Origin of the sequence: Streptomyces sp. bgisy159, from assembly GCF_965341775.1 — a bacterium.
Lineage (GTDB): Bacteria > Actinomycetota > Actinomycetes > Streptomycetales > Streptomycetaceae > Streptomyces.
In genome coordinates this window covers 138759-165078 of sequence record NZ_CBDQZH010000014.1, presented here as the reverse complement: position 1 = coordinate 165078, position 26320 = coordinate 138759, and the positions used below count along the sequence as shown (strand labels likewise).

The 26320-nt window shown below is 73.4% G+C and carries 26 protein-coding genes; 16 read left to right on the top strand and 10 right to left on the bottom strand.

The features are described from left to right. The first annotated feature begins 98 nt into the window (after positions 1–98). The 7 genes from ACSLTV_RS16635 to ACSLTV_RS16605 all read left to right on the top strand — a co-directional run bounded on the left by ACSLTV_RS16635 (position 99) and on the right by ACSLTV_RS16605 (position 7006). A complete protein-coding gene (locus ACSLTV_RS16635) occupies positions 99–605 on the top strand; it encodes a protein-tyrosine phosphatase family protein (RefSeq protein ID WP_432155861.1) in 507 nt (168 codons plus the stop codon). A 187-nt stretch (positions 606–792) separates the two neighbouring features. Then, positions 793–1590, top strand: a complete 798-nt coding sequence (locus ACSLTV_RS16630) for a hypothetical protein (protein ID WP_432134091.1) — start codon at positions 793–795, stop codon at positions 1588–1590. Then, complete coding sequence (locus ACSLTV_RS16625; protein ID WP_432134090.1) at positions 1587–2843, top strand: ATP-binding protein; 1257 nt, start codon at positions 1587–1589, stop codon at positions 2841–2843. The genes ACSLTV_RS16630 and ACSLTV_RS16625 overlap by 4 nt, the downstream gene beginning before the upstream one ends. Before the next feature lie 269 nt (positions 2844–3112). Further along, on the top strand, positions 3113–3529 hold the full coding sequence (locus ACSLTV_RS16620) for an SH3 domain-containing protein (protein WP_435612397.1): 417 nt from the start codon (positions 3113–3115) through the stop codon (positions 3527–3529). Between the two features lie 80 nt (positions 3530–3609). After that, positions 3610–4974, top strand: a complete 1365-nt coding sequence (locus ACSLTV_RS16615) for an FtsW/RodA/SpoVE family cell cycle protein (RefSeq protein ID WP_435612396.1) — start codon at positions 3610–3612, stop codon at positions 4972–4974. Positions 4975–4996: 22 nt separating this feature from the next. Next, complete coding sequence (locus ACSLTV_RS16610) at positions 4997–6454, top strand: penicillin-binding transpeptidase domain-containing protein (RefSeq protein WP_435612395.1); 1458 nt, start codon at positions 4997–4999, stop codon at positions 6452–6454. Between the two features lie 45 nt (positions 6455–6499). Continuing rightward, the gene (locus ACSLTV_RS16605) at positions 6500–7006 is read left to right on the top strand and encodes a DUF3291 domain-containing protein (protein ID WP_435612394.1); all 507 of its coding nucleotides are present in this window, start codon (positions 6500–6502) and stop codon (positions 7004–7006) included. On the opposite strand, the gene ACSLTV_RS16600 is transcribed toward ACSLTV_RS16605, so the two are convergent. Then, positions 7003–7617, bottom strand: coding sequence for a Uma2 family endonuclease (locus tag ACSLTV_RS16600; protein WP_432155912.1), 615 nt, complete (start codon positions 7615–7617; stop codon positions 7003–7005). The genes ACSLTV_RS16605 and ACSLTV_RS16600 overlap by 4 nt on opposite strands. 155 nt (positions 7618–7772) lie before the next feature. Here ACSLTV_RS16600 and ACSLTV_RS16595 point away from each other — a divergent pair, with 155 nt between their 5' ends. From ACSLTV_RS16595 to ACSLTV_RS16580, 4 genes are all read left to right on the top strand, one after another. Further along, positions 7773–8711, top strand: coding sequence for an AurF N-oxygenase family protein (locus ACSLTV_RS16595; protein ID WP_432134085.1), 939 nt, complete (start codon positions 7773–7775; stop codon positions 8709–8711). 89 nt (positions 8712–8800) lie between these two features. Next, positions 8801–9448, top strand: a complete 648-nt coding sequence (locus ACSLTV_RS16590) for a TetR/AcrR family transcriptional regulator (protein WP_432134084.1) — start codon at positions 8801–8803, stop codon at positions 9446–9448. Between the two features lie 10 nt (positions 9449–9458). Then, positions 9459–9779 (top strand): hypothetical protein, encoded by a 321-nt coding sequence (locus tag ACSLTV_RS16585; RefSeq protein WP_432134083.1) that lies wholly within the window; start codon positions 9459–9461, stop codon positions 9777–9779. Between the two features lie 103 nt (positions 9780–9882). After that, positions 9883–11019, top strand: a complete 1137-nt coding sequence (locus ACSLTV_RS16580) for an NlpC/P60 family protein (protein WP_432134082.1) — start codon at positions 9883–9885, stop codon at positions 11017–11019. A 145-nt stretch (positions 11020–11164) separates the two neighbouring features. Here ACSLTV_RS16580 and ACSLTV_RS16575 read toward each other — a convergent pair whose 3' ends face one another. Genes ACSLTV_RS16575 through ACSLTV_RS16555 form a run of 5 tightly spaced genes read right to left on the bottom strand, consistent with a single transcriptional unit; the run spans position 11165 to position 17181 of the window. Next, positions 11165–12421, bottom strand: a complete 1257-nt coding sequence (locus tag ACSLTV_RS16575) for a styrene monooxygenase/indole monooxygenase family protein (RefSeq protein WP_432155867.1) — start codon at positions 12419–12421, stop codon at positions 11165–11167. Positions 12422–12448: 27 nt separating this feature from the next. Then, positions 12449–13090, bottom strand: a complete 642-nt coding sequence (locus ACSLTV_RS16570; RefSeq protein ID WP_432134080.1) for a GTP-binding protein — start codon at positions 13088–13090, stop codon at positions 12449–12451. Next, positions 13071–13508, bottom strand: coding sequence for a DUF742 domain-containing protein (locus tag ACSLTV_RS16565; protein ID WP_432155868.1), 438 nt, complete (start codon positions 13506–13508; stop codon positions 13071–13073). The genes ACSLTV_RS16570 and ACSLTV_RS16565 overlap by 20 nt, the downstream gene beginning before the upstream one ends. Continuing rightward, complete coding sequence (locus ACSLTV_RS16560) at positions 13505–14002, bottom strand: roadblock/LC7 domain-containing protein (RefSeq protein ID WP_432134078.1); 498 nt, start codon at positions 14000–14002, stop codon at positions 13505–13507. The genes ACSLTV_RS16565 and ACSLTV_RS16560 overlap by 4 nt, the downstream gene beginning before the upstream one ends. Next, on the bottom strand, positions 13999–17181 hold the full coding sequence (locus ACSLTV_RS16555; protein WP_435612393.1) for a nitrate- and nitrite sensing domain-containing protein: 3183 nt from the start codon (positions 17179–17181) through the stop codon (positions 13999–14001). Before ACSLTV_RS16555 ends, ACSLTV_RS16560 begins: the two co-directional genes overlap by 4 nt. A gap of 373 nt (positions 17182–17554) precedes the next feature. On the opposite strand from ACSLTV_RS16555, the gene ACSLTV_RS16550 reads away from it, so the two are divergent. Further along, a complete protein-coding gene (locus ACSLTV_RS16550) occupies positions 17555–18343 on the top strand; it encodes a protein phosphatase 2C domain-containing protein (RefSeq protein ID WP_435612392.1) in 789 nt (262 codons plus the stop codon). A 49-nt stretch (positions 18344–18392) separates the two neighbouring features. On the opposite strand, the gene ACSLTV_RS16545 is transcribed toward ACSLTV_RS16550, so the two are convergent. Both ACSLTV_RS16545 and lon read right to left on the bottom strand, forming a co-directional pair. Then, complete coding sequence (locus ACSLTV_RS16545) at positions 18393–18869, bottom strand: MarR family winged helix-turn-helix transcriptional regulator (protein ID WP_435612391.1); 477 nt, start codon at positions 18867–18869, stop codon at positions 18393–18395. A 224-nt stretch (positions 18870–19093) separates the two neighbouring features. Next, a complete protein-coding gene (gene lon, locus ACSLTV_RS16540) occupies positions 19094–21529 on the bottom strand; it encodes an endopeptidase La (RefSeq protein WP_435612390.1) in 2436 nt (811 codons plus the stop codon). Between the two features lie 174 nt (positions 21530–21703). Here lon and ACSLTV_RS16535 point away from each other — a divergent pair, with 174 nt between their 5' ends. Next, entirely contained in the window at positions 21704–22366 is a 663-nt protein-coding gene (locus ACSLTV_RS16535) for a GNAT family N-acetyltransferase (RefSeq protein ID WP_435612389.1), read from the top strand. A 44-nt stretch (positions 22367–22410) separates the two neighbouring features. Here ACSLTV_RS16535 and ACSLTV_RS16530 read toward each other — a convergent pair whose 3' ends face one another. Next, on the bottom strand, positions 22411–22563 hold the full coding sequence (locus ACSLTV_RS16530; protein ID WP_432134072.1) for a hypothetical protein: 153 nt from the start codon (positions 22561–22563) through the stop codon (positions 22411–22413). A gap of 26 nt (positions 22564–22589) precedes the next feature. Continuing rightward, positions 22590–23363 carry a rhomboid-like protein gene (locus ACSLTV_RS16525; protein WP_432134071.1) on the bottom strand — a complete coding sequence of 258 codons (774 nt, stop codon included), beginning with the start codon at positions 23361–23363 and terminating at the stop codon, positions 22590–22592. 188 nt (positions 23364–23551) lie between these two features. On the opposite strand from ACSLTV_RS16525, the gene ACSLTV_RS16520 reads away from it, so the two are divergent. The 3 genes from ACSLTV_RS16520 (at position 23552) to ACSLTV_RS16510 (ending at position 26258) form a co-directional block, all read left to right on the top strand. Then, positions 23552–24277: a spermidine synthase gene (locus ACSLTV_RS16520; protein ID WP_432134070.1), complete on the top strand. Its 726-nt coding sequence runs from the start codon at positions 23552–23554 to the stop codon at positions 24275–24277. Between the two features lie 134 nt (positions 24278–24411). Continuing rightward, the gene (locus tag ACSLTV_RS16515; protein WP_432134069.1) at positions 24412–25152 is read left to right on the top strand and encodes a response regulator transcription factor; all 741 of its coding nucleotides are present in this window, start codon (positions 24412–24414) and stop codon (positions 25150–25152) included. Continuing rightward, a complete protein-coding gene (locus ACSLTV_RS16510; RefSeq protein ID WP_432134068.1) occupies positions 25149–26258 on the top strand; it encodes a sensor histidine kinase in 1110 nt (369 codons plus the stop codon). The genes ACSLTV_RS16515 and ACSLTV_RS16510 overlap by 4 nt, the downstream gene beginning before the upstream one ends. Positions 26259–26320: the final 62 nt, after the last annotated feature.

Genomic DNA, 26320 nt, shown 5'->3' with positions numbered 1-26320 from the left:
ATGGGAACAGGCGGGTGCTCCGGGGGCAAGAAGGCGGTTACCCCGGCAGCGGGTTGGGCAGGTCAGAACGTCAGGCCAGCGCGGTTGGGGAGGCGCCGTTGCAGACCCGTGGGAAGCAACCCGACGTACCGGCCCCGGAGAGTGCGTGGAACGAGGTGGTGCCCGGCCTGTGGATGGGCGGGCACGAGTTCCGGGCGCGTACCGGGCACGTGGAGCTCGCGGTGGTGGGCCGCGAGTTCGATCTCGTGCAGACGCTGTTGCGGATGCCCGGGCACGGGCCGGAGCCGGGGGTCCGGCACCAGGTGTGGCCCATCCCGGACGGCCCGCTGGACGGCACCCAGCTGGCGGGCGTGATACGGCTGGCCCAGGCGGCCGGCGATGCCCTGGACCAGGGGCGCCGCGTGCTCGTCCGCTGCTTCCACGGCTACAACCGGTCGGGGCTGGTGGTGGCCCACACCCTGGTGCGCCGGGGGCACACGGCCGACGAGGCGATCGGGCTGATACGGTCGCGGCGCTCGCCGTGGGCGCTGCACAACGAGCTGTTCGTGGAGTACCTGAGGGCGGGACTGCCGACGGCGCGGTTGCTGGAGGAGCTGGCCGAGTAATCGTTTCAGCACCGGCAGCACCGGCGACCCCGGCCGACCGCCGGCCCGCTCCACCGGCGGCGCCGCACGGGTGGCGCGCCGCACGGGCGGGGCGCCGCGCCCTCCGGCATACCCGGCGGTACGCAAAAAGGACTTCCGTACGAATATCGTGTACGGGGCCGTCGTCGTCTCGGATCACAGGAGCCCCGTGTCCCTCAGCCGCCCCGCCAGGATCACCGTGGTCGTTGCCCTGCTGGCCGCGGCGAGCGCCGCCTGCGGCGACACCGGCGGACTGCGCCGGGCGGGCGCGACGCCCACGGCGACCAGCCCGGCCCGGCTGTGGCCGGAGCTGACCCCGGCGTCCAGCCCCGCCTGGAGCATCGACGAGGCCGACACGGAGACCGTCAAGGGTGTCGGCGTGCCCGGCGACGACATCCGCGCGGTCGATCCGGCGGCGATCGTCCGCGCCGAGATCGCGGCGCACCCCGACGACTACTCCGGGGCCAAGGCGCCCTACCGCGACACCGCCGGCCTGATGGACGAGTGCGCCGACGACGGTGCGGGCGACGCGAGCGCGGACGGCGAGGGAGGTGAGGGAGCCCGGTGTCCCGTCCTGCGGCCCTACTACCGCGACCTCACCGGGGACGGGCGCCCCGACCTGACCCTGGGCTTCCGGCTGCTGCCCGGCGACGCGCCGGACCTGACGGCGGTCCGCGTGTACACCGTGGAGCGGCACCGGCTGGTGCGCGTGATGGCCTGGGAGGACGCGGTCAGCGCGGTCGAGCTGGCCGGCCGGTCGGTGATCATCCGTTCGCCGTCGGACCTCGCTGACTACGAGTACCGCCTGCAGTGGACCTGGGACCCGGAGGAGAAGGCGATGCTCCTCACCCACGACGAGATGCTGCGCCTCCACGGCCGCCCGCACCCGTCCGCCCCGGCCACCGGTACCACCTCCCCCGGAACAACCCCGGCCCCGGCCCCGTCCCCCTCGGCGAGCCGCGGATGAGACGCGTACGGCTCGCCCTGCCCCAGTGGGCCGGCACCCTCGCGGTGAAGACGGCCGTGTTCATCACCGTGATGTGCTGCGCGCTCGCCGCGCTGCTCGGCGTGCTGGTGCACGTCCAGGTGACCAACCAGACCGTCGGCCAGGCCCGCGACCGGGCGCTGGCACGCCTGGCCGACGCCACCCGGGCGTACGAGGCGGGCGACACCCTGATGCGCGGCGCCGGCGTCGATCCGCCCGGCCTGCCGCCGCGGCTGCGCGCGCTCGCGGTGGCCGGGGAGCGCGGCACGATGGTCGCCGACCACCGCGGCCGCCCCATGATGTGGGCGGCCGGCCCCGCCGACGGTGACCGCGCCCTCGCCGTCGCCGTCGACTACGGGCAGCAGGCCCGCACCATCGAGGGGCTCGACAGCGCCATCCTGTGGTCGTCCGGGCTGGCGATCGGGGCGACGCTGCTGGTCGGCGCGTTCGCGGTCACCCGGGTGACCGCGCGGCTGCACACCACCGCGCGGGTCGCGCGGCGGATCAGCGGCGGGGACCTCGACGCGCGGGTCGACGACCCCCGGACGAAGGATGCGACCCGTCCCCCGGACGAGGTGGCCGCGGTCGCCGCCGCGCTGGACACGATGGCGGCCACGCTGCAGGGCAAGCTGCTGGCCGAGCAGCGGTTCACGGCGGACGTGGCGCACGAGCTGCGCACCCCGCTGACCGGGCTGCACGCGGCGGCCGAGCTGCTGCCGCCGGGGCGGCCCACGGAGCTGGTGCGCGACCGGGTGGCGGCGCTGCGCACACTGACCGAGGACCTGCTGGAGATCTCCCGGCTGGACACCGGGCGCGAGCGGGTGGAGCTGGACGCGGAGGATCTGGGGGCGGTGGCGCTGCGGGCGGTGCGGGGTTCCGGCACCGACACCGAGGTGCGGGTCGTCCGGAACGCGCGGGTGGAGACCGACCGGCGGCGGCTGGAGCGGGTGCTGGGGAATCTGGTGTCCAACGCGCATCGTCACGGGCGGGGCCCGGTGGTGGTGACGGTGGACGGGCCGACCGTGACCGTCCGGGACCACGGGGACGGGTATCCGGAGTACCTGCTGGCGCACGGACCACAGCGGTTCCGGACGGAGGGAGTGTCCAAGGGACACGGGCTGGGGCTGACCATCGCGGTGGGGCAGGCGGAGGTGCTGGGGGCGCGGCTGTCGTTCGCCAACGCGGAGGAGGGCGGCGCGGTCGCGGTACTGCGGCTGCCCGCCGACGCGGACTGAGCCCACCCGCCCGGCGGAGCCGCCCACCGCCCACGGCCCGGCCCCGGCACCCGCATCCGCACCCCCACCCCCACCCCCACCAACGCCGGGCGCCCCGGCTCGGCACCCACAGCCGACACGCATGCCCGACGCCCCCGCCCCGCCCCGCGTCCGCACCCCCAACCCCCACTGGGCCCGGCGCCCCGCTCGGCCCCCTTAAAAAGGCACTCGGGGTCCGGCGCTCCTAGCGTGGCGTTTAGTCGGATTCACCCCCTTCACGGAGGTACGTCATGTCACTGCGCTCCACTCTCTCCCGGGTGTCCGGTGTCGTCATAGGCGCCGCCCTCGCGTCCGCCCTCGCCGTCGCGCCCGCCGCGGCCGGCGAGGAGTGGGGCGGTGACGGCCGAGGCGGTGACGGACGAGGCGGTGACGGACGGGGCGACTGGGGGCACCACCAGGAGCAGAACTCCCGGCTCGCCAAGGGTGTGGTGACGGCCAACGGCGGACTACTGCTGCGCAGCGCACCCACCCGGGCCGGCCAGGTCATCCGGGTCGCCGCGAAGGGCGAGATCGTCTCCATCTACTGCAAGACGGGTGGCGAGACCGTGGGCGGCAACCCCCTCTGGTACCTCCTCACGGACGGCACCTGGGCCTGGGGCGCGGCCCGCTACATCGACAACATCGGCCCGGCCCCCCGCTGGTGCTGACCCGCGACACCCCGACCCGCGACACCCCGCGAAAACCTATCCAAGGCTCACAAGGAGCCCCATTTGGGTAAATTCCGGACATGATGCGAGCTGGAGCCGGAACCGTCACGGCGGTGCGGCCGCCCGCCCCCGTGGTACGCCTCCCCCGGCGCCGTGGCGTCGAACTGGCCCTGATCGTGGTGGCCGTGCTGCTGTCCGTGTGCGGCTACTGCGCGGTCGGCCTGGCCCGGCAGGGCGCCGTTCCGCCCGGCGCCGCCGGGTACGGCGCCGGGCTCGGCGTACTGGCGCTGCTGGCGCACCTGGCGGTCCGGTGGCGCGCCCCGTACGCCGATCCGCTGCCGCTGCCGATCGGGGTGCTGCTCAACGGCATCGGACTGGTGCTGATCTACCGGCTGGACCTGGAGACGCCGGGCGACCGGGCGGCGCCGGCGCAACTGGTGTGGTCGACGCTGGGCGTCGGCCTGTTCATCGTCGTCGTGGCCGCGCTGCGCGACCACCGGGTGCTGCAGCGGTACGCGTACGTGTGCGTGGCCGCGGCACTGGTCCTGCTGACGCTGCCGGTGCTGTTCCCCGCCGTGAACGGCGCCCGGATCTGGATCCGGCTCGGCGGGTTCTCCATCCAGCCGGGCGAGTTCGCGAAGGTGCTGCTGGCGGTGTTCTTCGCCGCCTATCTGGCGGCCAACCGCACGGCGCTGGCGTACGCGGGCCGCCGGATCTGGTACATGCAGCTGCCCACCGGGCGGGTGCTGGGCCCGATCGTGGCGATCTGGCTGCTGAGCGTGGGAGTCCTGGTGCTGGAGCGGGACCTCGGGACCTCGCTGCTGTTCTTCGGCCTGTTCGTCGTGATGCTGTACGTCGCCACGGGCCGCACCGGCTGGATCGCGGTCGGGCTGCTGCTGGCGGCGTTCGGCGCGGTCGCCGTGGGCTGGCTGGAGCCGCACGTGCACGGCAGGGTCGAGGTCTGGCGGCAGCCGCTGGCGTCGATCGAGGCGGGCGAGGGGCCCAACCAGCTGGCGCAGTCGCTGTTCTCGTTCTCCGCGGGCGGGATGCTGGGCACCGGGCTGGGGCGGGGGCACTCCATCCTGATCGGCTTCGCCGCGAAGTCGGACTTCATCCTGGCGACGGCGGGCGAGGAGCTGGGCCTGGCGGGGCTGTCGGCGCTCTTCGTGCTCTACGCCCTGCTGGTGGAGCGCGGCTACCGGGCCGGCCTCGCGGTGCGCGACCCGTTCGGACGGCTGCTGACGGTGGGGCTCGCCTCGATCGTGGCACTGCAGGTGTTCGTCATCGCGGGCGGGGTGACGGGTCTGATCCCGCTGACCGGCATGGCGATGCCGTTCCTGGCGCAGGGCGGGTCGTCGCTGGTCACCAACTGGACGATCGTGGCACTGCTGATCCGGGTGAGTCATTCGGCGCGCCGCAACTACGACGGGAGGACCGTGGCATGACGGCGATCCACGGGTGGGCGCGGTGACCCGCCACATCCGGCACGTGGCCGTCTTCTGCGTACTGCTGCTGGTGGCGCTGCTGGTGAACGCGGCCCGGGTGCAGGTGGTGGAGTCCGCGCGGTACGACGACAACCCGGGCAACCGGCGCTCCACCATCGCCCGGTACGGTCAGCCCCGCGGCGACATCCTGGTGGGCGGGGTGCCGGTGACCGGGTCGCGGGACACCGGGGAGCAGCTGCGCTACGAACGGACGTACCTGCGGGGGCCGTTGTACGCGCCGGTGACCGGGTTCGCCTCGCAGCGGTACGGCACGGCCTTCCTGGAGCGCACGGAGGACGCGGTGCTCTCCGGGGACCACCCGCTGCTGTCGCCGTTCCCGCTGTGGGACGGCATGACGCGCGACCGCCCGCCCGGCGGCAACGTGGTGACGACGATCGACCCGCGGGCGCAGCGGGCCGCGTACGAGGGGCTGGCCGGCCGTACGGGTGCGGTGGCGGCGGTGGAGCCGGCCACGGGGCGGGTGCTGGCGCTGGTGTCGGTACCGTCGTACGACCCGTCGGTGCTCTCCGGGAACGACGCGGCGGTCCAGCGGGCATGGGCACGGCTGACCTCGGACCCGGCGAAGCCGATGCTCAACCGGGCGGTCCGGCAGACGTATCCGCCGGGATCCACCTTCAAGGTGGTGACCGCGGCGGCGGCGCTGGACGCGGGGGTGGTGACCGACCTGGACGCGGCGACGGACTCCCCCGCGCCCTACACCCTGCCCGGGACGGCGACGGCCCTGACGAACGAGGGCGGGGGCTGCGCGGACGCCCCGCTGCGGGAGGCGTTCGAGTGGTCGTGCAACACGGTGTTCGCGAAGCTCGGGGTGGACGTGGGCGTGGAGCGGATGACGGCGACGGCGGAGGCGTTCGGCTTCAACGACCGTGATGTGCGGATCCCGTTCCCGGTGGCTCCGTCCACCTTCGACCCGACGGTGGACCGGGCGCAGCTGGCGCTGTCGTCGATCGGGCAGTACAACACACGGGCGACACCGCTGCAGATGGCGATGGTCGCGGCGGCGGTGGCCGACCGGGGGCAGGTGCGCACGCCGTATCTGGTGGAGCGGACGACCCGGCGGGGCGGGGCGACGGTGGCGACGGCGGGTTCCCGGCCGGCGCGGCAGGCGATGCGGCCGGCGACGGCGCGGCGGATGCGGGAGCTGATGGAGGACGTGGTGCGGGAGGGCACCGGGACGATGGCCGCGATCCCCGGAGCGGTGGTCGGCGGCAAGACCGGCACCGCCCAGCACGGCATCGGCAACTCGGGCACGCCGTACGCCTGGTTCGTGTCGTGGGCGCGCGGTGAGCGGGACCTTCAGGCGCGGGTCGCGGTGGCGGTGGTGGTGGAGGACGCCTCGCGGGACCGGGAGGGCATCACGGGGGGCGGGGTGGCGGCGCCGATCGCGCGGGCGGTGATGGAGGCGGTGCTCAGGTCGTGAGACGGGGCTGTCGGAGAACCGGTCGCCCGACCTACCGTTCGGTCCATGACGGAAGCCGCCGCCCTCGAACTCGCCCAGGTCAACATCGCCCGACTCAAGTTCCCGCTGGACTCGCCCGAGTTGAAGGACTTCGTGGACAGCCTCGACCCGGTCAACGCCGACGCCGACGCGGCGGAGGGGCTCGTCTGGCGGCTGCAGTCCGAGGAGGGTGACGCGACGGACATCCGCATCTTCGGCGACGACTGGCTGGTCGTCAACATGTCGGTGTGGCGGGACACCGACGCCCTGACGGCGTACATGTACCAGGGCCGGCACCGTGAGATGCTCGCCCGCCGGCGGGAGTGGTTCGAGCGGGCGGCGGAGGCCATGGTCGCGCTGTGGTGGGTCCCGGCGGGCCATCGTCCGACGGTCGCGGAGGCGGAGGCGCGGCTGCTGCACCTGCGGACGCACGGCCCGAGCCCGTACGCCTTCACGCTGCGCGCGTCGTTCCCGCCGCAAGGCGCGGAGCCGGTGTCCGGGGAGGTTCCGGGCGGTCTGGGGTGCTCGGTCTAGCGGGTGCCGCCACGCCGACGTGCGTTGATCGCGGTGAGGTCGATGTCGACGGGGAAGGGCTCGGTCAGCTTCAGGCGGTTGTGGAAGATGCCGGTGGGGACGTACGCCTTGGTGACCGGCTCCAGTTCGTAGACGTAGACGACGGGGAGGCCGTCGCTCTCCTCGACCCTCCAGAAGTGCTGGATGCCCGCGGCCGCGTACTTGCGCGGCTTGGTCTCCCGGTCCCGGGAACGGGAGTCGTCGGACACGACCTCGACGGCCAGGATGACGTCCCCGTGCAGGAGCCGGGTCTGCCTGGGCCCGGTGTCGGCGCCGAAGCGGGCGACCAGTACGTCGGGCTCGGGACGGTTCTGGTCGTCGAGCGTGACCGTGAACTCCCGGTAGACCTCCCACTCGTCCGGCGCCTGGTCGAACAGGGCGTTGTCCAGCAGACGGATCGCGCGCATGTGGAACTTGGTCTGCGGACTCATGAAGACGAGGCTCCCGTCGATCAGCTCCGTGTGCGGAGGCAGGTTGGGAAGCTCGTCGAGGTCGTCCGCGGTCCAGCCGCCCATCGGCGGGCGGGGCCACTCGTAGTCGTCACCCAGCCCGTGATCCCGCGCGGCGCTCATGATTGCTCCCATGCGACGGAGTCTGCCTGACACGGTCAGCGTACCCAGGGCGAACACCGATGCGGCGTTCCGTCGGGTGATCGCCGGGTGCGCCGTTGACACAAGTCCCGCGCAGGGGATTGACGAGCTTGCTGACAGGCAGTCTCATAAGGGCCATGACGACCCTCACTGAAGCCGACGCGGTCGACGGTCTGCGGGACGCCCTCGGACTGCTCAAGGACCGGGAGCAGGTCGCCGAGCGGCTGCTCGCCTCCTCCGCCAAGCACTCCTTCGACCCGGACAAGGAGCTGGACTGGGACGCGCCCTTCGAGGAGGGCAAGTGGTTCTGGCCGCCCGAGCTGGTGTCGCTCTACGACACCCCGATGTGGCGGCGGATGAGCGAGGAGCAGCGGATCCTGCTGTCCCAGCACGAGGCGGCGGCCCTGGCCTCGCTGGGCATCTGGTTCGAGATCATCCTCATGCAGCTGCTGTGCCGGCACATCTACGACAAGGCCGCCACGAGCGCGCACGTGCGGTACGCGCTCACCGAGATCGAGGACGAGTGCCGGCACTCCAAGATGTTCGCCCGGCTGATCGAGCGCGGGGACACGCCGTGGTACCCGGTCAGCCGCGTCCACCAGAACCTCGGCCGGCTGTTCAAGACGATCTCCACCACGCCCGGCTCCTTCACGGCGACGCTGCTCGGCGAGGAGGTGCTGGACTGGATGCAGCGGCTGACCTTCCCCGACGAGCGGATCCAGCCCCTGGTCCGGGGCGTCACCCGCATCCACGTCGTGGAGGAGGCCCGGCACGTGCGGTACGCCCGCGAGGAGCTGCGGCGCCAGATGCTGACCGCGCCGCGCTGGTCGCAGGAGTTCACGCGGGTCACCTCCGGTGAGTTCGCGCGGGTGTTCTCGGTGGCGTTCGTGAACCCCGAGGTCTACACGAACGTGGGCCTGGACAGGCGGGAGGCCATGGCGCAGGTGAAGGCCAGCGGCCACCGGCGGGAGGTCATGCAGAACGGGGCCAGGCGGCTGACCGACTTCCTGGACGACATCGGCGTACTGCGGGGAGTGGGACGGCGGTTGTGGAGGTCGTCCGGCCTGCTGGCGTGACCGGCGCCGGCCACGGACCGCCGACGGGGCGCCGCGAACCGCGCGACCAGCCACGACGGGTCTGCCGAGGGCCGACTACGCTGCACTGCATGACCCCCGCCGCCCCGGCCTACCGCCGCCTGAGTGTCGAGGCCCGCCGTGCCCAGCTCCTCGGCGCCGCCCTGAACCTCTTCGCGCACCGCGCCCCCGAGGACGTCTCGCTGGACGACGTGGCGGAGGCGGCCGGGGTGTCTCGGCCGCTGGTGTACCGGTACTTCCCGGGCGGCAAGCAGCAGCTGTACGAGGCGGCCCTGAAGTCGGCCGCCGAGGAACTGCGGCAGTGCTTCGACGAGCCGAGGCAGGGGCCGCTGCTGCCCCGCCTCACCCGCGCCCTCGACCGCTACCTGGCCTTCGTCGACGAGCACGACGCCGGCTTCAGCGCCCTGCTGCAGGGCGGCAGCGTGGTCGAGACCTCGCGGACGACGGCCACCGTGGACGGCGTGCGTCGGGCCGCCGCCGAGCACATCTACCGGCATCTGGGCGTGGCCGAACCGGGCCCCCGGCTGCGGATGACCGTCCGGATGTGGATCACGGCGGTGGAGGCGGCCTCGCTGATGTGGCTGGACGACGGCAAGCAGCCGCCGACGGCCGAGCTGCGCGACTGGCTGGTGGAGCAGTTCGTGGCCGCGCTCTCCGTCACCGCCCACCGGGACGCCCAGACGGCCGAGGTGATCACCGCCCTGTCCGCGGATGTCTGACACTGGTCCCGTGAAGAGCGAAGAGACCCCGTTCGAGGGCGGCCCCATGGACGGCCGGGTGCTCCCGGTCCTGCTGGGCCCCACCGGACAGCCCCCGAAGACCTACCGCATCCCCGTCCCGGACTCGGCCGGCGGGCCGCCGACCGTGCTGGTGTACCGGCGCGCGCCGCGCGGGCACGGCAAGAGGCTGGGCCTGCCGACGGGCTGGAAGTACGTCTTCGATCCGGAGGGCGGCGAGAAGAGGGGTTTCCGGGAGCGGCTGCCGTGGTCCAGGCCGCCCGCCGGTCCCGCCGCCACGCCGGACCGCGAACGGGATGACGCCGACGGGTGACCCCGTTGCGCCGAACCGCGCACGCCCGGCGCGCGGACCTCGCCGACCCGTCTGATGCTCGCCCTGCGGGGTGGAGGGGCCGCCCCGCGGCGGAGGTGATGACGTGTCAGGGAGGCTGCCGCTCGCGGTGTGTACGGCGGTGCTCGCGGTCCGGGCCGTCCTGTCCCCCGGTGCCGCCGTGGCCGCTCCCGAGCCGCCGGAGCCCGGCGCGCGCTCGGTGGCCGAGCTGCTGACGGACCTTCAGCGGCTGTACCGGGAGGCCGAGCGGGCCACCGAGGCGTACAACGCCACCGAGGAGCGGCTGAAGGAGAAACGCGCCGAGGTCGCGCGGCTCGACGGGGAGCTGGTGCGGGCCCGGCTGGCGCTGCGCGACAGCCGGGGCGCGGCCGGCCGGCTGGCCCGCCAGCAGTACCAGTCCAGCACCGACATCTCGCCGTACGTCCGGCTGCTGCTGGCCCGCGACCCGCAGCACGCCCTGGAACAGGGGCGGGTGATCGGCCGGCTGACGCGGGAACGGGCCGCCACCACCACCCGGCTGGCCGGCGCCGAGCACCGCCGCGACACGCTGGCCCGCCGGGCGCGCGCCGCGCTGGACGCCCAACTCACCCTCACCGAGCGCAGGAAGAAGGAACGCGACGACGTACGGCGGCGCCTCGACGAGGTCACCGAGCTGCTCGCCTCGATCGACGCGGACCGGCTGCGGAAGCTGGCGGAGTTCGAACGGGACGGGATCGCCGAGCGGCAGGAGGAGTTCCTCGCCTCGGGCGCGCTGAGCGACGACGGCAAGCCGTCGGCGGCCGGTGACCGCGCGCTGCGCTACGCCGTGCGCCAGCTGGGCAAGCCGTACGAGTGGGGCGCGGAGGGCCCCGAGGCGTACGACTGCTCGGGGCTGACCTCGACGGCCTGGGAGCGCGCCGGGACGCCGATCCCGCGCACCAGCCAGGAGCAGTGGGCCGAGCTGCCCCGCGTCCCGCTGAGTGAGCTGCGCCCGGGTGACCTGGTGGTCTACTTCCCCGAGGCCACGCATGTGGCGATGTACCTGGGAGACGGCATGGTGGTCCAGGCGCCCCGGCCCGGCGCCCGGGTGAAGGTCTCGCCGATCGCCGCGAACCCGGTCCTTGGGGCCGTACGCCCGGACCCGGACGGCGAGCCGCTACGGCGTTACACGCCGCCGGAGCTGCCCGAGAGCGCCCTCGACGGGTCGGACGAGGGCTACGCGTCGGCCGACGCCCCGGACTGACCGCAACCGGACTGGGCGACACCGGACTGGGCGACACCGGCCTGACCGGCACCGCCTCCGCCGGTCGCCCCGCACGGGAGGCGTACGCGAGGTACCGGGCGGGGAGGCCGGCCGCGGCCGGCTCCCCCGCCGTGCCGCAGGGGGCTCAGGCGGCGCCGGTGACCGACGCCAGGTACGTCTCGGCCTTGTCCGGCTCGTAGAAGAAGTTCTCGAAGTCGGAGGGGTCGTCGAAGCCGTTCACGAAGCGGTCGGCGACCGGCGGGAGCTGGCCGGCGGCCCCGATGAGGTTCAGGACGTGCTCGGGCGGCGGCGCGAGCATCGCGTTGGTCCACTTGGTGACGTGCCGGGCGGTGGCCCAGTAGCGGTCGAAGGTGGCCCGCATCCAGTCCTCGTCGAACTCCTTCTCGCCGTGTTCGAGGATCGAGGCGAGGTAGGCGGCGGCGCACTTGGCCGCCGAGTTGGCGCCCTGACCGGTGATCGGGTCGTTGGCCACGACGACGTCGGCGACGCCGAGGACCAGCCCGCCGCCGGGCAGCCTGCCCACCGGGTTGCGCACGGTCGGGGCGTAGCGGCCGCTGAGCACGCCGCCCGCGTCCGTCAGCTCGACCTTGCCGGCCCGCTCGTGCTCCCAGGGGGTGAACCGTTCCATCAGGTCCAGGGTCAGGGAGAGGTGCTCCGCGGGGTCCTTGACCCCGTTGAACACGTCGAGCGGGCCGCCGGGTATGCCCTCCCAGAACAGGATGTCGGCGCGGCCGGAGGTGGTGAGCGTCGGCATGACGAACAGCTCGCCGACGCCGGGCACCAGGTTGCAGCGCACCGCCTCCAGGTCCGGGTGCTCCGGACGCGGGCCCAGGCCGTGCACGTACGCCACCGCCAGCGCCCGCTGCGCCTCCCGGTAGGGGGAGCGCTCGGGGTCGCGGGCGAACATCGACACCAGCTCGCCCTTGCCGGCCGCGACCAGGACCAGGTCGTAGGCGCGGGAGAAGTAGTCGAGGTCGGAGACCGCCGCGCCGTGGATGACCAGCTGGCCGCCGCGCTGGGCGAAGGTGTCCATCCAGCCGGCCATCTTCACCCGCTGGTCCACCGACTGCGCGTACCCGTCGAGCCGGCCGACCCAGTTGATCGCGCGCTGGGTGGGGCCCGGGTCGTGCGAGCCGGGGGCGGCGACCGAGACGCCGAGGCCGTTGATCTTCGGGGCCTGCTGCTCCCAGAAGCTGAGTCCCAGGTCGCGCTCGTGCTGCAGCGCCGTGTGGAACATGCACTGCGTCGACATGACCCGGCCGGTGCGGATCTCGTCCGCCGTCCGGTTGGACATCAGGGTGACCTCGTACCCGTGGGACTGCAGGCCGAGGGCGAGCTGGAGTCCGGACTGGCCGGCTCCGACGACGAGTATCTTCCGCATACGGGTGATGGCTCCTACGGGTGAGGGCTACTCGGGGGTTTCGTCCAGCGCGTGCCCGACCAGGGCCAGCAGGGTCTCGATCACCGAGATCCGGCGCCGCGCGTCCATGATCATGACAGGGACGCGCGGGGGGATCGTCAGTGCCTCCCGCACGTCCTCCGGTTCGAACAGCTCACTGCCGTCGAAGTGGTTGACGGCGACGACGTACGGCAGCCCGCAGCTCTCGAAGTAGTCCAGCGCGGGGAAGCAGTCCTTCAGCCGGCGGGTGTCGGCCAGCACCACCGCGCCGATCGCGCCGCGCACCAGGTCGTCCCACATGAACCAGAACCGCTGCTGGCCCGGCGTGCCGAACAGGTACAGCACCAGGTCGTCGTCGAGGGTGATGCGGCCGTAGTCCATGGCGACCGTCGTGGTCACCTTCTCCGGCGTGGCGGTGAGGTCGTCGTGGTCCTCGCTCGCCTCGGTCATCAGCGCCTCGGTCGTCAGCGGCGTGATCTCCGAGACCGTGCCGACCAGGGTGGTCTTGCCGACGCCGAAGCCGCCGGCCACGACGATCTTCGTGGCGACGGGCGCCCGGGTACGGTCCGTCTGCCAGGGTTTGAGGTCCTCCTCGGGTTCGAGGAGCGGGGAGACGCCGGTCCCGGCGGCGTCAGAGACGACGGAGTCCACTCAGCACCCTTTCCAGCAGAGCGCGGTCCGGCCGGCCGGTGCCGTGCCCGGTTCCCGTGCCGTACACCCGGATCTTTCCCTGGTCCGCGAGATCGCTGAGGAGCACCCGGACCACGCCGAGCGGCATCCTCAGCAGCGCGGCGATCTCGGCCACCGTGCGCATACGGCGGCACAGTTCGACGATGGCCCGCAGCTCCGGCATGACCGACGCCTTCAGCGAGCCGTTCGCCAGTTCCCTGCGCTGCGGCGGTGCCTCCAGCTCGGCGGTGCTGGCGACGAACGTCTCCACCAGCAGAACGTGGCCGAAGCGGGTACGGCCGCCGGTGAGCGAGTAGGGACGGACGCGGGCGGGCTTGCGGTCGCCGCCGCGCGTCGGGAGTTGTTTCCTGCCCTGGGGCCGCTTCGGACCGTCGGTCATCGGGCGCTCCCCGCGGTCTCCAGCGACGCCCTCAGCTCGCTGCGGAGCTCGGGGGTCAGCACGTGGCCGGCCCGGCCGACGAAGAGCGCCATGTGGTAGGCCACCACGCTCATGTCGCAGTCCGCGGAGCCGTGCACGCCGAGCAGCGAGCCGTCGCTGATCGACATCACGAAGAGGCTGCCCTCCTCCATGGCGACCATGGTGTGCTTCACCCCGCCGAACTCCATGAGCTTGGCGGCGCCGACGGTGAGGCTGCCGATGCCGGAGACGATGGTGGCGAGGTCGGCGGAGGAGCCGCGCGGGCCTGAAGGTTTCTCCCCGCGGGCGTCGCGGGCCTCGGAGAGCCTGCCGGGGTCCGAGGACAGCAGCAGCAGGCCGTCGGAGGAGACCACCGCGACCGACTGGATGCCCGGCACCTCCTCGACGAGATTGGTCAACAGCCAGTGAAGATTACGGGCTTCACTGCTCAGTCCGAAGGTACTGGGCGCGGTCAACTGCTTGCCTCCTCGACTGTGCCCCCCGACGTGTCTTCCTCGGCGTGTGCTGCGTGTCCCGCGGGTCCTGCGGGCTCGGCGCGTCCGGTGGCCGGGGGCTCGCCGCGTCCCTGCGCCGGGACCCGGTTCCGGGCCGTCTCCTCGGTGTTCGCCGACTCGGCGTCGCGGTAGCCGGCCTCCGCCCCCCGGCGGAAGCCGCCCAGGCGCCGCCGCAGCGCCTCCGCGTCGACGGAACCGGGCCGCCGGCGCGGGGTCTGTGCGGGCAGCTCAGTGATCTTCGGGGTCCGCTTGGGCAGCCCCTTGGCCGTCAGCGGCTCCTCGTCGTCGTCCGTACGGCTGTGCTCGGCGCCCTCGTGGGGCCGGGAGCCGGCGTCGTCCGTCGGCCGGGACGGCTCGTGCCGGGTGCCGGCCACCGGCCGGTGTGCGAGCGGGCCGGCGTCCGCCGGGTGGCCGGGCAGGCTCGCGCCGGTGCCGACCGCCGCCGGCCCCGCCGGGTGCGCCTCGCTCCACGGCTCGGGGGTGTCCGGGTGGGCGTGGGGAACGGCATCGCCGGTGGCCGGCGGCCCTGCGTGGGCCACCGGGGCCGGGCCGGCGCCCGCCGCTTCCCCGAACGTTCCCTCCGCCGTGCGGGTGGATGCGTCGGGGGTGCGGGAGGCGGGGGCGGTCGGCGGCGCCGGTGCGGTCTCGGGGTGGGTGGGGTCCGGTTCGTCCTGGAGGGCCGGCAGGAGGAGGGCCATCGTCGTCTCGGACGGGGTCTCCGGGGCCTCGGTGCGCGCGGCCTCGCTCTCCGGAACTCCGGTCTGCGGTGCCCCGGCCCGCGCGGCCTCGGTCTCCGCAGCCCCGGAACGCGCGGCCTCGGTCGGCGCAGCCCCGGCCCGCGGAGCCTCGGCCTGCGGAGCCCCGGCCTCCGCGCCCACGTTCTTCGCGTTCTCCGCGGCCTCGGCGTTCAGCGCGGCCCGTTCCGCCAGCGCGACCACGGGGTCGTCCGCGGCCGAACGGCCGGCCAGGACGTTGGAGTTGGCCTCCGCATCGGCGCCCGGCAGGCAGACCGGACCGGCCGAGCCGGAAGCCCCCGGCCCGGCGGCGACCGCGGCCGAGGACGCCTCGGCCAGCAGGCCCGCCTGGAGTACGACGACCGCCGCGACCCCGCCCTGCTTCTGCGCCCGCAGCTGCACCCGCACCCCGAGCCGGTGGGCGAGGCGCGCGACGACGTACAGTCCGAGGCCCAGCCCCTCCTCGCCCTCCTGCTCGTACGGCGTCTCCGGGTCGAACTCGGCGAGCCGGGAGTTGAGCCGGGTGAGCCGCTCCTCGGTCATGCCGATGCCCTCGTCCTGGACGGAGAGCATCACCTCGCCGTTCTCCAGCAGCCAGCCGGAGATCTCGACGGGCAGGTCGGGCGGGGAGAACGAGGTGGCGTTCTCCATGAGTTCGGCGAGCAGGTGGGAGAGGTCGTCGGCGGCGAACCCCGCCACGTGCGCGTGCGGCGGCAGCGCCGCGATCCGGACCCGCTCGTACCGTTCGATCTCACTGACCGCGGCGCGCACGACATCCACCAGCGGGATCGGCCCCGGATGCTGCTGGACGTGCTCGGTACCGGCGAGGACCAGCAGGTTCTCGCTGTGCCGGCGCATGACGGTGGCGAAGTGGTCCAGCTTGAAGAGGGTGGCGAGCCGCTCCGGGTCCTGCTCCCGCTCCTCCAGGCCCTCGATGACCGCGAGTTGCCGTTCGACCAGACCGAGCGTGCGCAGCGCCAGGTTGACGAACGTGGAGCCGATGCTGCCGCGCAGCTGCTCCAGGGCGGCCGTGGACTCGGTGAGTTCGGCGCGCAGTTCCTCACGGGCGTCGGCCATCTTCTGCCGCTGACCGACCAGGTGCTTGCGGTCGGCCTCCAGCGTGCCGAGCCGTTCGTGCAGGGCGACCGTGTGCGCGTGCAGGGCGTTGACGGAGCGGACGACCTTCGCGAACTCGTCGTTGCGGCCGGTGAACGCGACCGGCTCCTCGACGGCAGGGTTCTCGGCCTCGGCCAGCCGGGCGGCGCCGCGCCGCACGGCGGACAGCGGTCGGGTCAGGCTGCGGGCCATGGCGGTGGCGACGCCCACGGCGACCAGCATCAGCGCGCCGACGACGCCGACCTGGATCTCCAGCGCGAGGAAGTCGTCGTCGCGCAGCTTCTCCAGGTCCTTGGTACGGCGGTCGTACAGCGAGGCCTCGGCGCCGCGCATCAGGTCGAGCCGGGCGGACAGGACCGCGTCCAGCTTCTTGGGGTCGTTCTCCAGGTCGTCGCCGTCCAGCGTGGGCCGGTCGGTCAGCTCGGTGAGGTACTTGTCCGCGGTGTCGACCTCGCCGCCGGTGACCGTCGCGTCGTACGCCGACACCGCCGTCTTCGGCGCGGTGTTGCGGAAGTCGGCGAGGGCCGCGTCGGAGCGCACGCGTGCCTGCTGGGCGGCGGCGGTCAGCGCGTCGCGCACCTTGGTGTCGGCCTCGGAGGAGGTCTTCTCGGTGCTGGTCACACCGGTGACCGGGTCGTAGACGCGCTCGGTGTCGGTCGGCACGCGCAGCGCGGCCAGCAGCAGCCCGCGGGCGGCGGCGGCCTGCTGGACGGCCGAGTCCAGTCCGGCGAGGGCGTGCGCGCCGTCGGGCGCCCGGGTGGGGGTCTGCTCGGCCAGCTGCTCGGCGAGCCGGTGCAGCTCGGCGATGGTCGCCGAGTACGCCTCGTGCGCCTGGAGCGCGGAACTCCTGCCGGTGAGCGCGGAGCGCCGGACCGTGGCGATGCCGTCGAGGTCGGCGCGCAGGTCGGCCGGGGTGTCGGAGTCGGTGCGCAGGTCCTCGACCTGCCGGTCCACGCGTGCGCTGCTCTGCTCGGTGGGGGCCAGCGACCTGGGCCGGCCGGCCGCGAGGTAGGAGGTGACCTCGTCGCGCTCGTCGGCCAGCGACTGGGCGAGGGCGAGGGCGTCCTGGGTACGCTCGGACAGCGTCACCAGGTCCTGGGAGTCCTTGAACTGACCGGAGGCTGACAGCAGGGCGGGGGCGCCGGCTCCTGCGATGGCGGCGGCCACCACGGCCACCGCGACGATCAGCCGGTTGCGCACGTGGGTCGGGCGGCCCTTGCCTACGGGGGTCCGCGCCTCCGTCTCGGGGGCCGACTGCCTGCCTGTACGCCGAGGCCGCGTCTTCTGCACCGGTGCTCGCATTCCTGACTCGTGTACCCAAGGGCCCGGGTGACGTCCCGTCATCGACGCGAACGCCCGGTACGGTTCCGGTTCCCGACCCTCCCAGTGCCGGTGGGCGGTCAGCGCTCATCGTCCGACCCGCCACCCGAAGGAGTGAACATCGGAGGGGAGTTGGCGGGCAAGTTCCCGCGGCGTGTGCGACGGCCCTGTAGGGCGGGCCGGTTGGACGTCTGCGGCGGGCTTTGGCAGGATTCGCCGCCACGCCTTCCCATAGCCCAGCATTCCCGCCCAAACCAGGCGCCTGACCTGCGGGGGCGCAGCCGAGTCGCGAGTGTTGCAAGCCTTTTGCGGGTGCTGTGGAGACCTCGTGCAGACTGGCCGGATGCATACGGAACTCGTGACGGAACCCGGTGATCCGACCCGCCGCAACGAGGACTTCGCGAGTGTCGGACTTCCCGCGTGCGGGCAGGGCGGTTCGGTGGTGGTCCTGGACGGAGTGACGCCGCCGCCCGGCGGCACCGGTTGTCTGCATTCGGTTCCGTGGTTCACCTCGCGTCTCGGCGGGGCGCTGACCGAACTGACCGTTTCTCTCCCTGATGTTCCCCTGGCCGAGGCCCTGGCCCGCGCCATCGCGTCTACCGCCGCGGCCCACGCCGAAACCTGTGACCTTTCTCACCCGCGAACACCGCAGGCCACGGTGGTCCTCGCCCGCTGGTCGCCGCGGTCGGTGGAGTACCTGGTCCTGTCCGACTCGGCGCTGCTGCTGCGGGCCCCCGACGGGACCGTCACGCCCGTTCTCGACGACCGGCTGGCCCGTCTGCCGCGCGCCCTGCTGGCGAGCGAGGAGATCTGCGACGCCCGTGCCCGCAACAAGGAGGGCGGCTTCTTCACGGCGGCCGCCGATCCCTCGGTGGCCGCCCGGGCGGTGACCGGGAGCGTGCCCCGCGCGCGCGTGGGCGCCCTCGCGGCGCTCACCGACGGGGCGACGCGCTGGAGCGAGCGGTTCCGGGAGGGCGACTGGACGGACCTGTTCACCTTCCTGCAGAAGGAGGGTGCCCGGGCCCTGGTCGCGCGGGTCCGCGAACTGGAGCGCGCCGACGCGCGGGAGCGGGTGTTCCTGGGCCGGAGCAAGACGCACGACGACGCGACGGCGGTCCTCGTCGGCCTGTGAGCGGACCGCCCGGGCGGAGCCGGCCCGGGGCCGCGACACACCTGGGGCCCTACCGGGGCTGCTCCATGCCCAGGTTGAGCTGGTGGAGCAGCCGGGCCAGTTCGGCGACCTCGCCGCGGTCCCAGTGGGCGAGCTGGCTGACGTAGCGGACGCGGCGGGCGTCGCGTACCCGGCGGACCCGGGTGCGGCCCTCGTCGGTGAGGTCGACCAGCCAGGCGCGGCCGTCGGCCGGGTCGGGCTCGCGGGCGATCAGCCCGAGGTCCTCCAGGGCGCGCAGCTGGCGGGACATGGTGGCCTTGCCGACCCCGATGTAGCCGGCGAGTTCGGTGGCCCGTTGCCGACCGCACTCCTCCAGCCGGATCAGCAGTCCGTACGCGGCGGGCTCCAGGTCCGGATGGACCTCGCGGGCCATCTCGCCCTGGTTGGCCCGGGCCCGGCGCAGCAGCACGGTCAGCTCGCGTTCCAGGGAGAGGAACTCCTGGTCCACACCACTGGCAGGCCCGCCGCCGTTTCCGTCCTCGTGCACGTCAGACACCCCTGATCCGGTTTTCCGCTCCTGGACGTTCTCGCCTGTTCCGGCGCTCGCCGCGGCCCGATCAGTATTTCGCAGGCCCGGACCCTCGGCAGCCGCGAGGTCCCGGAGCTTGATCACACACCAGTGATCACACACCAGTGATCGCACGGGGAGGGCCGGGCGTGGGGCCCGGGTCCCCTGACGAGGAGCCCGGGCCCGGTGACCGGCCGCGTCCGTCACGCCGCGACCGGGGCCTGCTCCCGCCGCGTGCCGTTCGTCGCCGGCGCGAGGGCCAGTTCCAGGACCTGGCGGACGTCGGTGACGGCGTGCACGTCGAGCTTGTCGAGCACCTCCGCGGGGACGTCGTCCAGGTCGGGCTCGTTGCGCTTGGGGATGATCACCGTGGTGACGCCGGCGCGGTGGGCGGCGAGCAGCTTCTGCTTCACCCCGCCGATGGGCAGCACCCGGCCGGTCAGCGAGACCTCGCCGGTCATCGCCACGTCGGTGCGGACCAGCCGGCCGGACAGCAGCGAGGCCAGCGCGGTCGTCATGGTGATGCCGGCGCTCGGGCCGTCCTTGGGGACGGCGCCCGCCGGGAAGTGGATGTGCACGCCCCGGTCCTTCAGGTCGGCGACCGGCAGTTCCAGTTCGGCGCCGTGCGAGCGCAGGAAGGACAGGGCGATCTGTGCGCTCTCCTTCATGACGTCGCCGAGCTGGCCGGTCAGCGTCAGACCCGCCGCGCCCGTCTCCGGGTCGGCCAGCGAGGCCTCGACGTACAGGACGTCGCCGCCGGCGCCGGTCACCGCGAGGCCGGTGGCCACACCGGGCACCGAGGTGCGGCGTTCGGCCGGGTCCTGGGCGGACTCGGGGATGTGGTGCGGCCGGCCGATCAGGCCGCGCAGGTCGGCGTCGGTGACGGTGAACGGCAGGTCGCGCTCGCCCAGTTCGTGCTGGGCGGCGATCTTGCGCAGCAGCCGGGCCACGGACCGCTCCAGGGTGCGCACGCCGGCCTCGCGGGTGTACTCGCCGGCCAGCTTGCGCAGGGCGCTCTCGTCGAGGGTGACCTCGTCGGCGTTCAGACCGGCCCGCTCCAGCTGACGCGGGAGCAGGTGGTCGCGGGCGATGACGACCTTCTCGTCCTCGGTGTAGCCGTCCAGGCGGACGATCTCCATGCGGTCCGCGAGCGCCTCGGGGATGGCTTCCAGGACGTTGGCGGTGGCGAGGAAGACGACGTCGCTGAGGTCGAGTTCGACCTCCAGGTAGTGGTCCCGGAAGGTGTGGTTCTGCGCCGGGTCGAGGACCTCCAGCAGTGCGGCGGCCGGGTCGCCGCGGAAGTCGGAGCCCACCTTGTCGATCTCGTCGAGCAGCACGACCGGGTTCATCGACCCGGCCTCCTTGACGGCGCGCACGATCCGGCCGGGCAGCGCGCCGACGTACGTACGGCGGTGGCCGCGGATCTCGGCCTCGTCGCGGACGCCGCCGAGGGCGACCCGGACGAACTTGCGGCCCATGGCGTGGGCCACGGACTCGCCGAGGCTGGTCTTGCCGACGCCGGGCGGGCCGACCAGCGCGAGCACGGCGCCTCCGCGCCGGCCGCCGATCACGCCGAGGCCGCGCTCGCCACGCCGCTTGCGCACGGCCAGGTACTCGGTGATGCGCTCCTTGACGTCCTCCAGGCCCGCGTGCTCGGCGTCCAGGACCGCCTTGGCGCCCTGGATGTCGTAGGCGTCCTCGGTGCGTTCGCGCCACGGCATCTCCAGGACGGTGTCCAGCCAGGTGCGGATCCAGGAGCCCTCGGGGGACTGGTCGGAGGCGCGCTCCAGCTTGTCGACCTCCTTGAGGGCGGCCTCGCGGACCTTCTCCGGCAGGTCGGCGGCCTCGACGCGGGCGCGGTAGTCGTCGGACTCCTCGGCGGGGTCCTTGCCGTTCTCGCCGTTGAGTTCGCGCAGTTCCTTGCGGACGGCCTCCAGCTGGCGGCGCAGCAGGAACTCGCGCTGCTGCTTGTCGACGCCCTCCTGGACGTCCTTGGCGATGGTCTCGGCGACCTCCTGTTCGGCGAGGTGGTCGCGCAGTTGCCGGGTGGCGAGCCTGAGGCGGGCGACCGGGTCGGCGGTCTCCAGCAGCTCGACCTTCTGCTCGGTGGTCAGGAAGGGCGAGTAGCCGGAGTTGTCGGCGAGGGCGGAGACGTCGTCGATGGCCTGGACGCGGTCGACGACCTGCCAGGCGCCGCGCTTGCGCAGCCAGGCCGTGGCGAGGGCCTTGTACTCCTTGACCAGTTCGGTGACATGCCCGGGGAGCGGATCGGGCGTCGTCTCGCCGATCCGGGTCCCCTCCACCCACAGCGCGGCGCCCGGCCCGGTGGTGCCGGCGCCGATCTTCACCCGGCCGCGGCCGCGGATCAGGGCGCCGGGGTCGCCGTCGGCGAGCCGGCCGACCTGCTCGACGGTGCCGAGGACACCGGTGCCGGCGTAGGTGCCGTCGACGCGCGGGACCAGGAGCACCCTGGGCTTGCCGGGTTCCGGCCCGGCGGCTGCCTGGGCGGCCTCCACGGCGGCGCGTACGTCGGCGTCGTTCAGGTCCAGCGGGACCACCATGCCGGGCAGCACGACCTCGTCGTCGAGCGGCAGCACGGGCAGGGTGAGCGGTGTGAACGCCGTGGACTCAGCAGCCATGATCTCCCCTTCGGCAGTCAAGTTGAGGTATGCCGACTCAATGCATGTGAGCGCATGAATGTTCCCGGACGGGTGTTCGCCGTGAGCGATCAAGCCTGTGCCGCAGGCCGGAAGGGCCCCTAGAGTCCCTCATGTAATAGTCACTTCGACTTTTCAGCCCTTACGAGGTGGGGCATGGACGCGATCGTACGGGCGTGGGTGGACGGCTGGGTCGTCTCGCGCGGGGCGGCGCCGCCGGTGCGGGAGCCCTGGGGGGTGACGATCGACGTCGGGATCCAGGCCGGGCACGTCACCCGCCATGTCTTCGGCGAGCTGAACGACGGCGTCGGCAGGGCGGCCGTCCAGAAGGTGGCGGGCGCGGTGACCGGCTCGGGGGTGTGGCTCAAGGTGTTCCGGCACCCGGCCGTGGTCTCCCGCTGGCTCGGGCCGGACTGGTGGATCGACCCGGAACCCGGCTGTCTGATGACGCTCCCCCTGCCCCTGACCACACCGCCGCCCCCGCCGCCGCCGGCCGGCTACCGCGTGCGCACCTGGACCCGGGGCGGCGTCACCCGTGTTCTGCTCGCCGCCGAGGACGGCTCCCTCGCCGCCCGCGGCCAGGTCGCGGTGACCGGGGGCACGGCGGTCGTCGACCAGATCGAGACCGTGCCGGACCACCGCCGCCGCGGCCTCGGACAGCACGTCGTGCACACCCTCCGCGCGACCGCCGCCGCCCAGGGCGCCCACACCTGCGTCCTCGCGGGCACCCCGGCGGGCCGCGCCCTCTACGAGACCCTGGGCTGGCAGGTCAGGGCCCCGCTGACCAGCGCCCGGTTCACGGGCCCGGCGCGGGGCTGACGGGCGGTGCCCGGCAGGTGCCGCCGCGAACGGGGCGCGCGCCGCTACGGCCTGCTGGACCGGATCACGTCACGGTCCGCGCCGCGCAGGGCCGCGGCCCGGGCGCAGACGGCGAACCCGGTGCCGCTCGCGGAGCGCAGGGCCGGCGGCTGGTGGCGTTCGCGCCAGGGCGGCTCGAGCCCGGCGTGGTCGAGCATCCGCTCCGAAGAGGAACGGGTCGCCGTCAGCCGGTCGCATGCCGCTCCGCGTCCGTGTCCCCCCGCCCCGCCCGGCGCAGCAGCGGCCACGTGGCGACGCCCAGGGTCAGGGCCGTCAGGTGGCCCCAGTTGGTCAGGGGGTCGGTGAGGGCGAGGAGGTCGTCGACGAGGAAGCCGGCGGCCACGGCCAGGAGGGGCAGGCCCAGCCAGGGGCGCAGCAGGCCCGCCAGGGCGCCCAGGCAGGTGGCGACGCCGTAGCTGATGCCGTAGTCCAGGCGGTGCAGGGAGGTGCCGGGGAGGTGGCCGGCGAGGACGGCGAAGCCCACCGGGACCTCCGTCACCAGGGTGGCGAGGGTGTGGCCGAGGAGGAACACGCCGGCCGTGCGCAGGGCGCCGACGCGCAGCTCCAGCGCCGTGAGGACGACGAGGAAGGCCAGGGTGAACGGCGAGCCGAGCCCGCCGGCCACCCACAGGGCGCTGGCCAGCAGCACCGGGACCGGCGAGCGGAGCAGATGGGCCACGTCCGTGCTGGAGCCCTCGTGCAGGGCCGCGACCAGCCCGGGGTCCGCGTGGTCGGCCAGGTAGGAGGTCGCGCAGAGGACGGCGGTGTAGCCCAGGGTGAAGGGCACGGGTATCCGCCGCCACGGGGCCCGCCGGTGGATGCCGGCCGGCTCCGGCGCGGCCTCCGCCGCCGCGTCCGGTACCGGCTTCGGCGCCTCGGCCGGGCCGACCCGGGTGGGCTGGCGGGGCATACCGTCCAGCAGGCCGGTCGTCGGATCGGCCGGTGCGGTGCGTTCCACGATGAGGCGCTCCTTCCGGTTGTCCCCACCCTTGGCGCCCCGCCCGGCGGCTGTCTGTGATCCACGCCACCCGCAGGACGATTCTCAGCAACCTCTCAACGATCCGCACCCGCGCGCGGGGCTCGCACGTTCGGATGACCCAGGGGAAATTCCGGCCCCGACCGGCCGTGGGGTGCCACGATGGGCCGATGCCCAGTTCCCACGACACCTGCCACGAGATCCCGGCGGACACGGCGTCAACCGCCGTGCCGGACAAGCCCGTCGTTCTGGACCGCCGCGAGGGCCCGTACGGGGAGGTCGTGTTGCGCCGGCACGGAGAGCTGCTGCAGATCATCGCCAACGGCTGTTTCCTGATGGACACCTCCGACGGCCGCTCGGAGCGGCTGCTGGTCGACGCCGCGCTGGAGGCGCTGGACGCGCGGCCGGCGCCGCGCGTGCTGATCGGCGGCCTGGGCGTCGGATTCTCGCTCGCACACGCCGCGGCGAACCCCCGCTGGGGCGGCATCACGGTCGTCGAGCGCGAGCCCGCGGTCATCGAATGGCACCGCGCCGGCCCACTCGGCGCGCTGTCGGGCGCGGCACTGGCCGACCCGCGCGTCGGCGTCGTGGAGCGGGACCTGCTCGGTTATCTCGATGAGACGTCGGACACGTTCGACGCCCTGTGCCTGGACATCGACAACGGGCCCGGCTGGACCGTCACGGAGGACAACGACGGCCTGTACTCACCGGCCGGACTCGCCCACTGCGCACGCGTGTTGAGACCCGGCGGGGTGCTCGCGGTGTGGTCCGCCCAGCCGTCCGCGGAATTCGAAGGATCCTTGGTGAATGCCGGGTTCCGGCAGGTGCGTACCGAAGAGATCCCCGTTGCCCGAGGCGTGCCGGACGTCGTGCACCTCGCCGTCCGACCTGGATAGCAATGGCAAGGTGACTCCGGGTACGTTGCTGCCCTGACGCGCTCATTCAAGCGTCAATCGCAGTCATGCGCGGACAGGAGCGCAGGCAAGGGATCACCCCACTGATTCCGGAAAGCACACCTCAGGGGCGGGCGATGGAGCAGACACACACCTCGCACAGCGGCACGACGACGGCTTCCCCGGGCGCCCAGCGCCGCGTTCTGGTCGTCGAGGACGACCAGACGATCGTCGACGCCATCGCGGCCCGCCTGCGCGCCGAGGGATTCCTCGTGCAGACGGCGGGAGACGGGCCGTCGGCGGTCGACACGGCCGAGGCCTGGCAGCCGGACCTGCTGATCCTCGACATCATGCTGCCCGGCTTCGACGGCCTGGAGGTCTGCCGCCGGGTCCAGGCCCAGCGGCCGGTGCCGGTGCTGATGCTGACCGCCCGCGACGACGAGACCGACATGCTGGTCGGGCTCGGCGTGGGTGCCGACGACTACATGACGAAGCCCTTCTCGATGCGCGAGCTGGCCGCGCGGGTGCACGTCCTGCTGCGCCGGGTGGAGCGGGCCGCGCTGGCCGCCACCACCCCGCGCAGCGGCATCCTGCGCCTGGGCGAGCTGGAGATCGATCACGCGCAGCGCAGGGTGCGGGTGCGCACCGAGGACGTGCACCTGACGCCCACCGAGTTCGACCTGCTGGTCTGCCTGGCGAACACGCCGCGCGCCGTGCTCTCGCGCGAGCAGCTGCTGGCCGAGGTGTGGGACTGGGCGGACGCCTCGGGCACCCGGACGGTCGACAGTCACATCAAGGCGCTGCGGCGGAAGATCGGCGCGGAGCGGATCCGCACGGTGCACGGCGTGGGCTACGCGCTGGAGACCCCGACGCCATGACCGGCGGGCCGGACGCGCCGAGAAACCCCGGAGGGGAGTCCTTCGGGGGTGTGCGCCCCTTCTCGATCAAGACGAAACTGGGCGCCCTGGTCGTCACCTCGGTGCTGATCACGACCGGTCTGTTGATGATCGCCGTGCGCACCAAGACGGAGCTGCGCTTCATCACGGTCTTCTCGATGATCGCCACGCTGCTGATCACGCAGTTCGTGGCCCACTCGCTGACCGCCCCGCTGGACGACATGAACACGGTGGCCCGGTCCATCTCGCACGGCGACTACACCCGCCGGGTGCGCGAGACCCGCCGGGACGAGCTGGGCGCCCTGGCCCAGACCATCAACGTGATGGCCGACGAGCTGGAGGCGCAGGACCGTCAGCGCAAGGAGCTGGTGGCGAACGTCTCGCACGAGCTGCGCACCCCCATCGCGGGCCTGAGAGCCGTGCTGGAGAACGTGGTCGACGGCATCGCCGAACCCGACCCGGAGACCATGCGCACCGCGCTGAAACAGACGGAGCGTCTCGGCCGCCTGGTGGAGACGCTGCTGGACCTGTCCCGCCTGGACAACGGCGTGGTGCCGCTGCGCAAGCGGCGGTTCGAGGTGTGGCCGTACCTGTCGGGGGTGCTGAAGGAGGCCAACATGGTCGCCTCCGCGCGCGCGGGCATGGCGTCCGGCTCCGGCAGTCACAGCCGTACCGACGTCCATCTCCGCCTGGACGTGACGCCGCTGGACCTGACGGCGCACGCGGACCCGGAGCGCATCCACCAGGTGGTGGCGAATCTCATCGACAACGCGGTCAAGCACAGCCCGCCGCACGGCCGGGTGACGGTGAAGGCGCGCCGCGGGAAGCTGCAGGACTCGGTGGAGCTGGAGGTCCTGGACGAGGGTCCGGGAATTCCGCGCTCGGAGTGGCACCGTGTCTTCGAGCGGTTCAACCGGGGTGCCGTGAGCCGGCCGCACGGTCCGGGCAGCGACGGCGGCACGGGGCTGGGGCTGGCGATCGCGCGCTGGGCGGTGGACCTGCACGGGGGGCGGATCGGAGTGGCCGAATCCGAGCGCGGATGCCGGATCCTCGTCACCCTTCCAGGGGAGCCGTCCGCGTCAAGTTGACGTAAAGTTCGATCAAGGTTCGCATCGTTGGGTACGCCACCTGCACGGACGTACCCGATTCG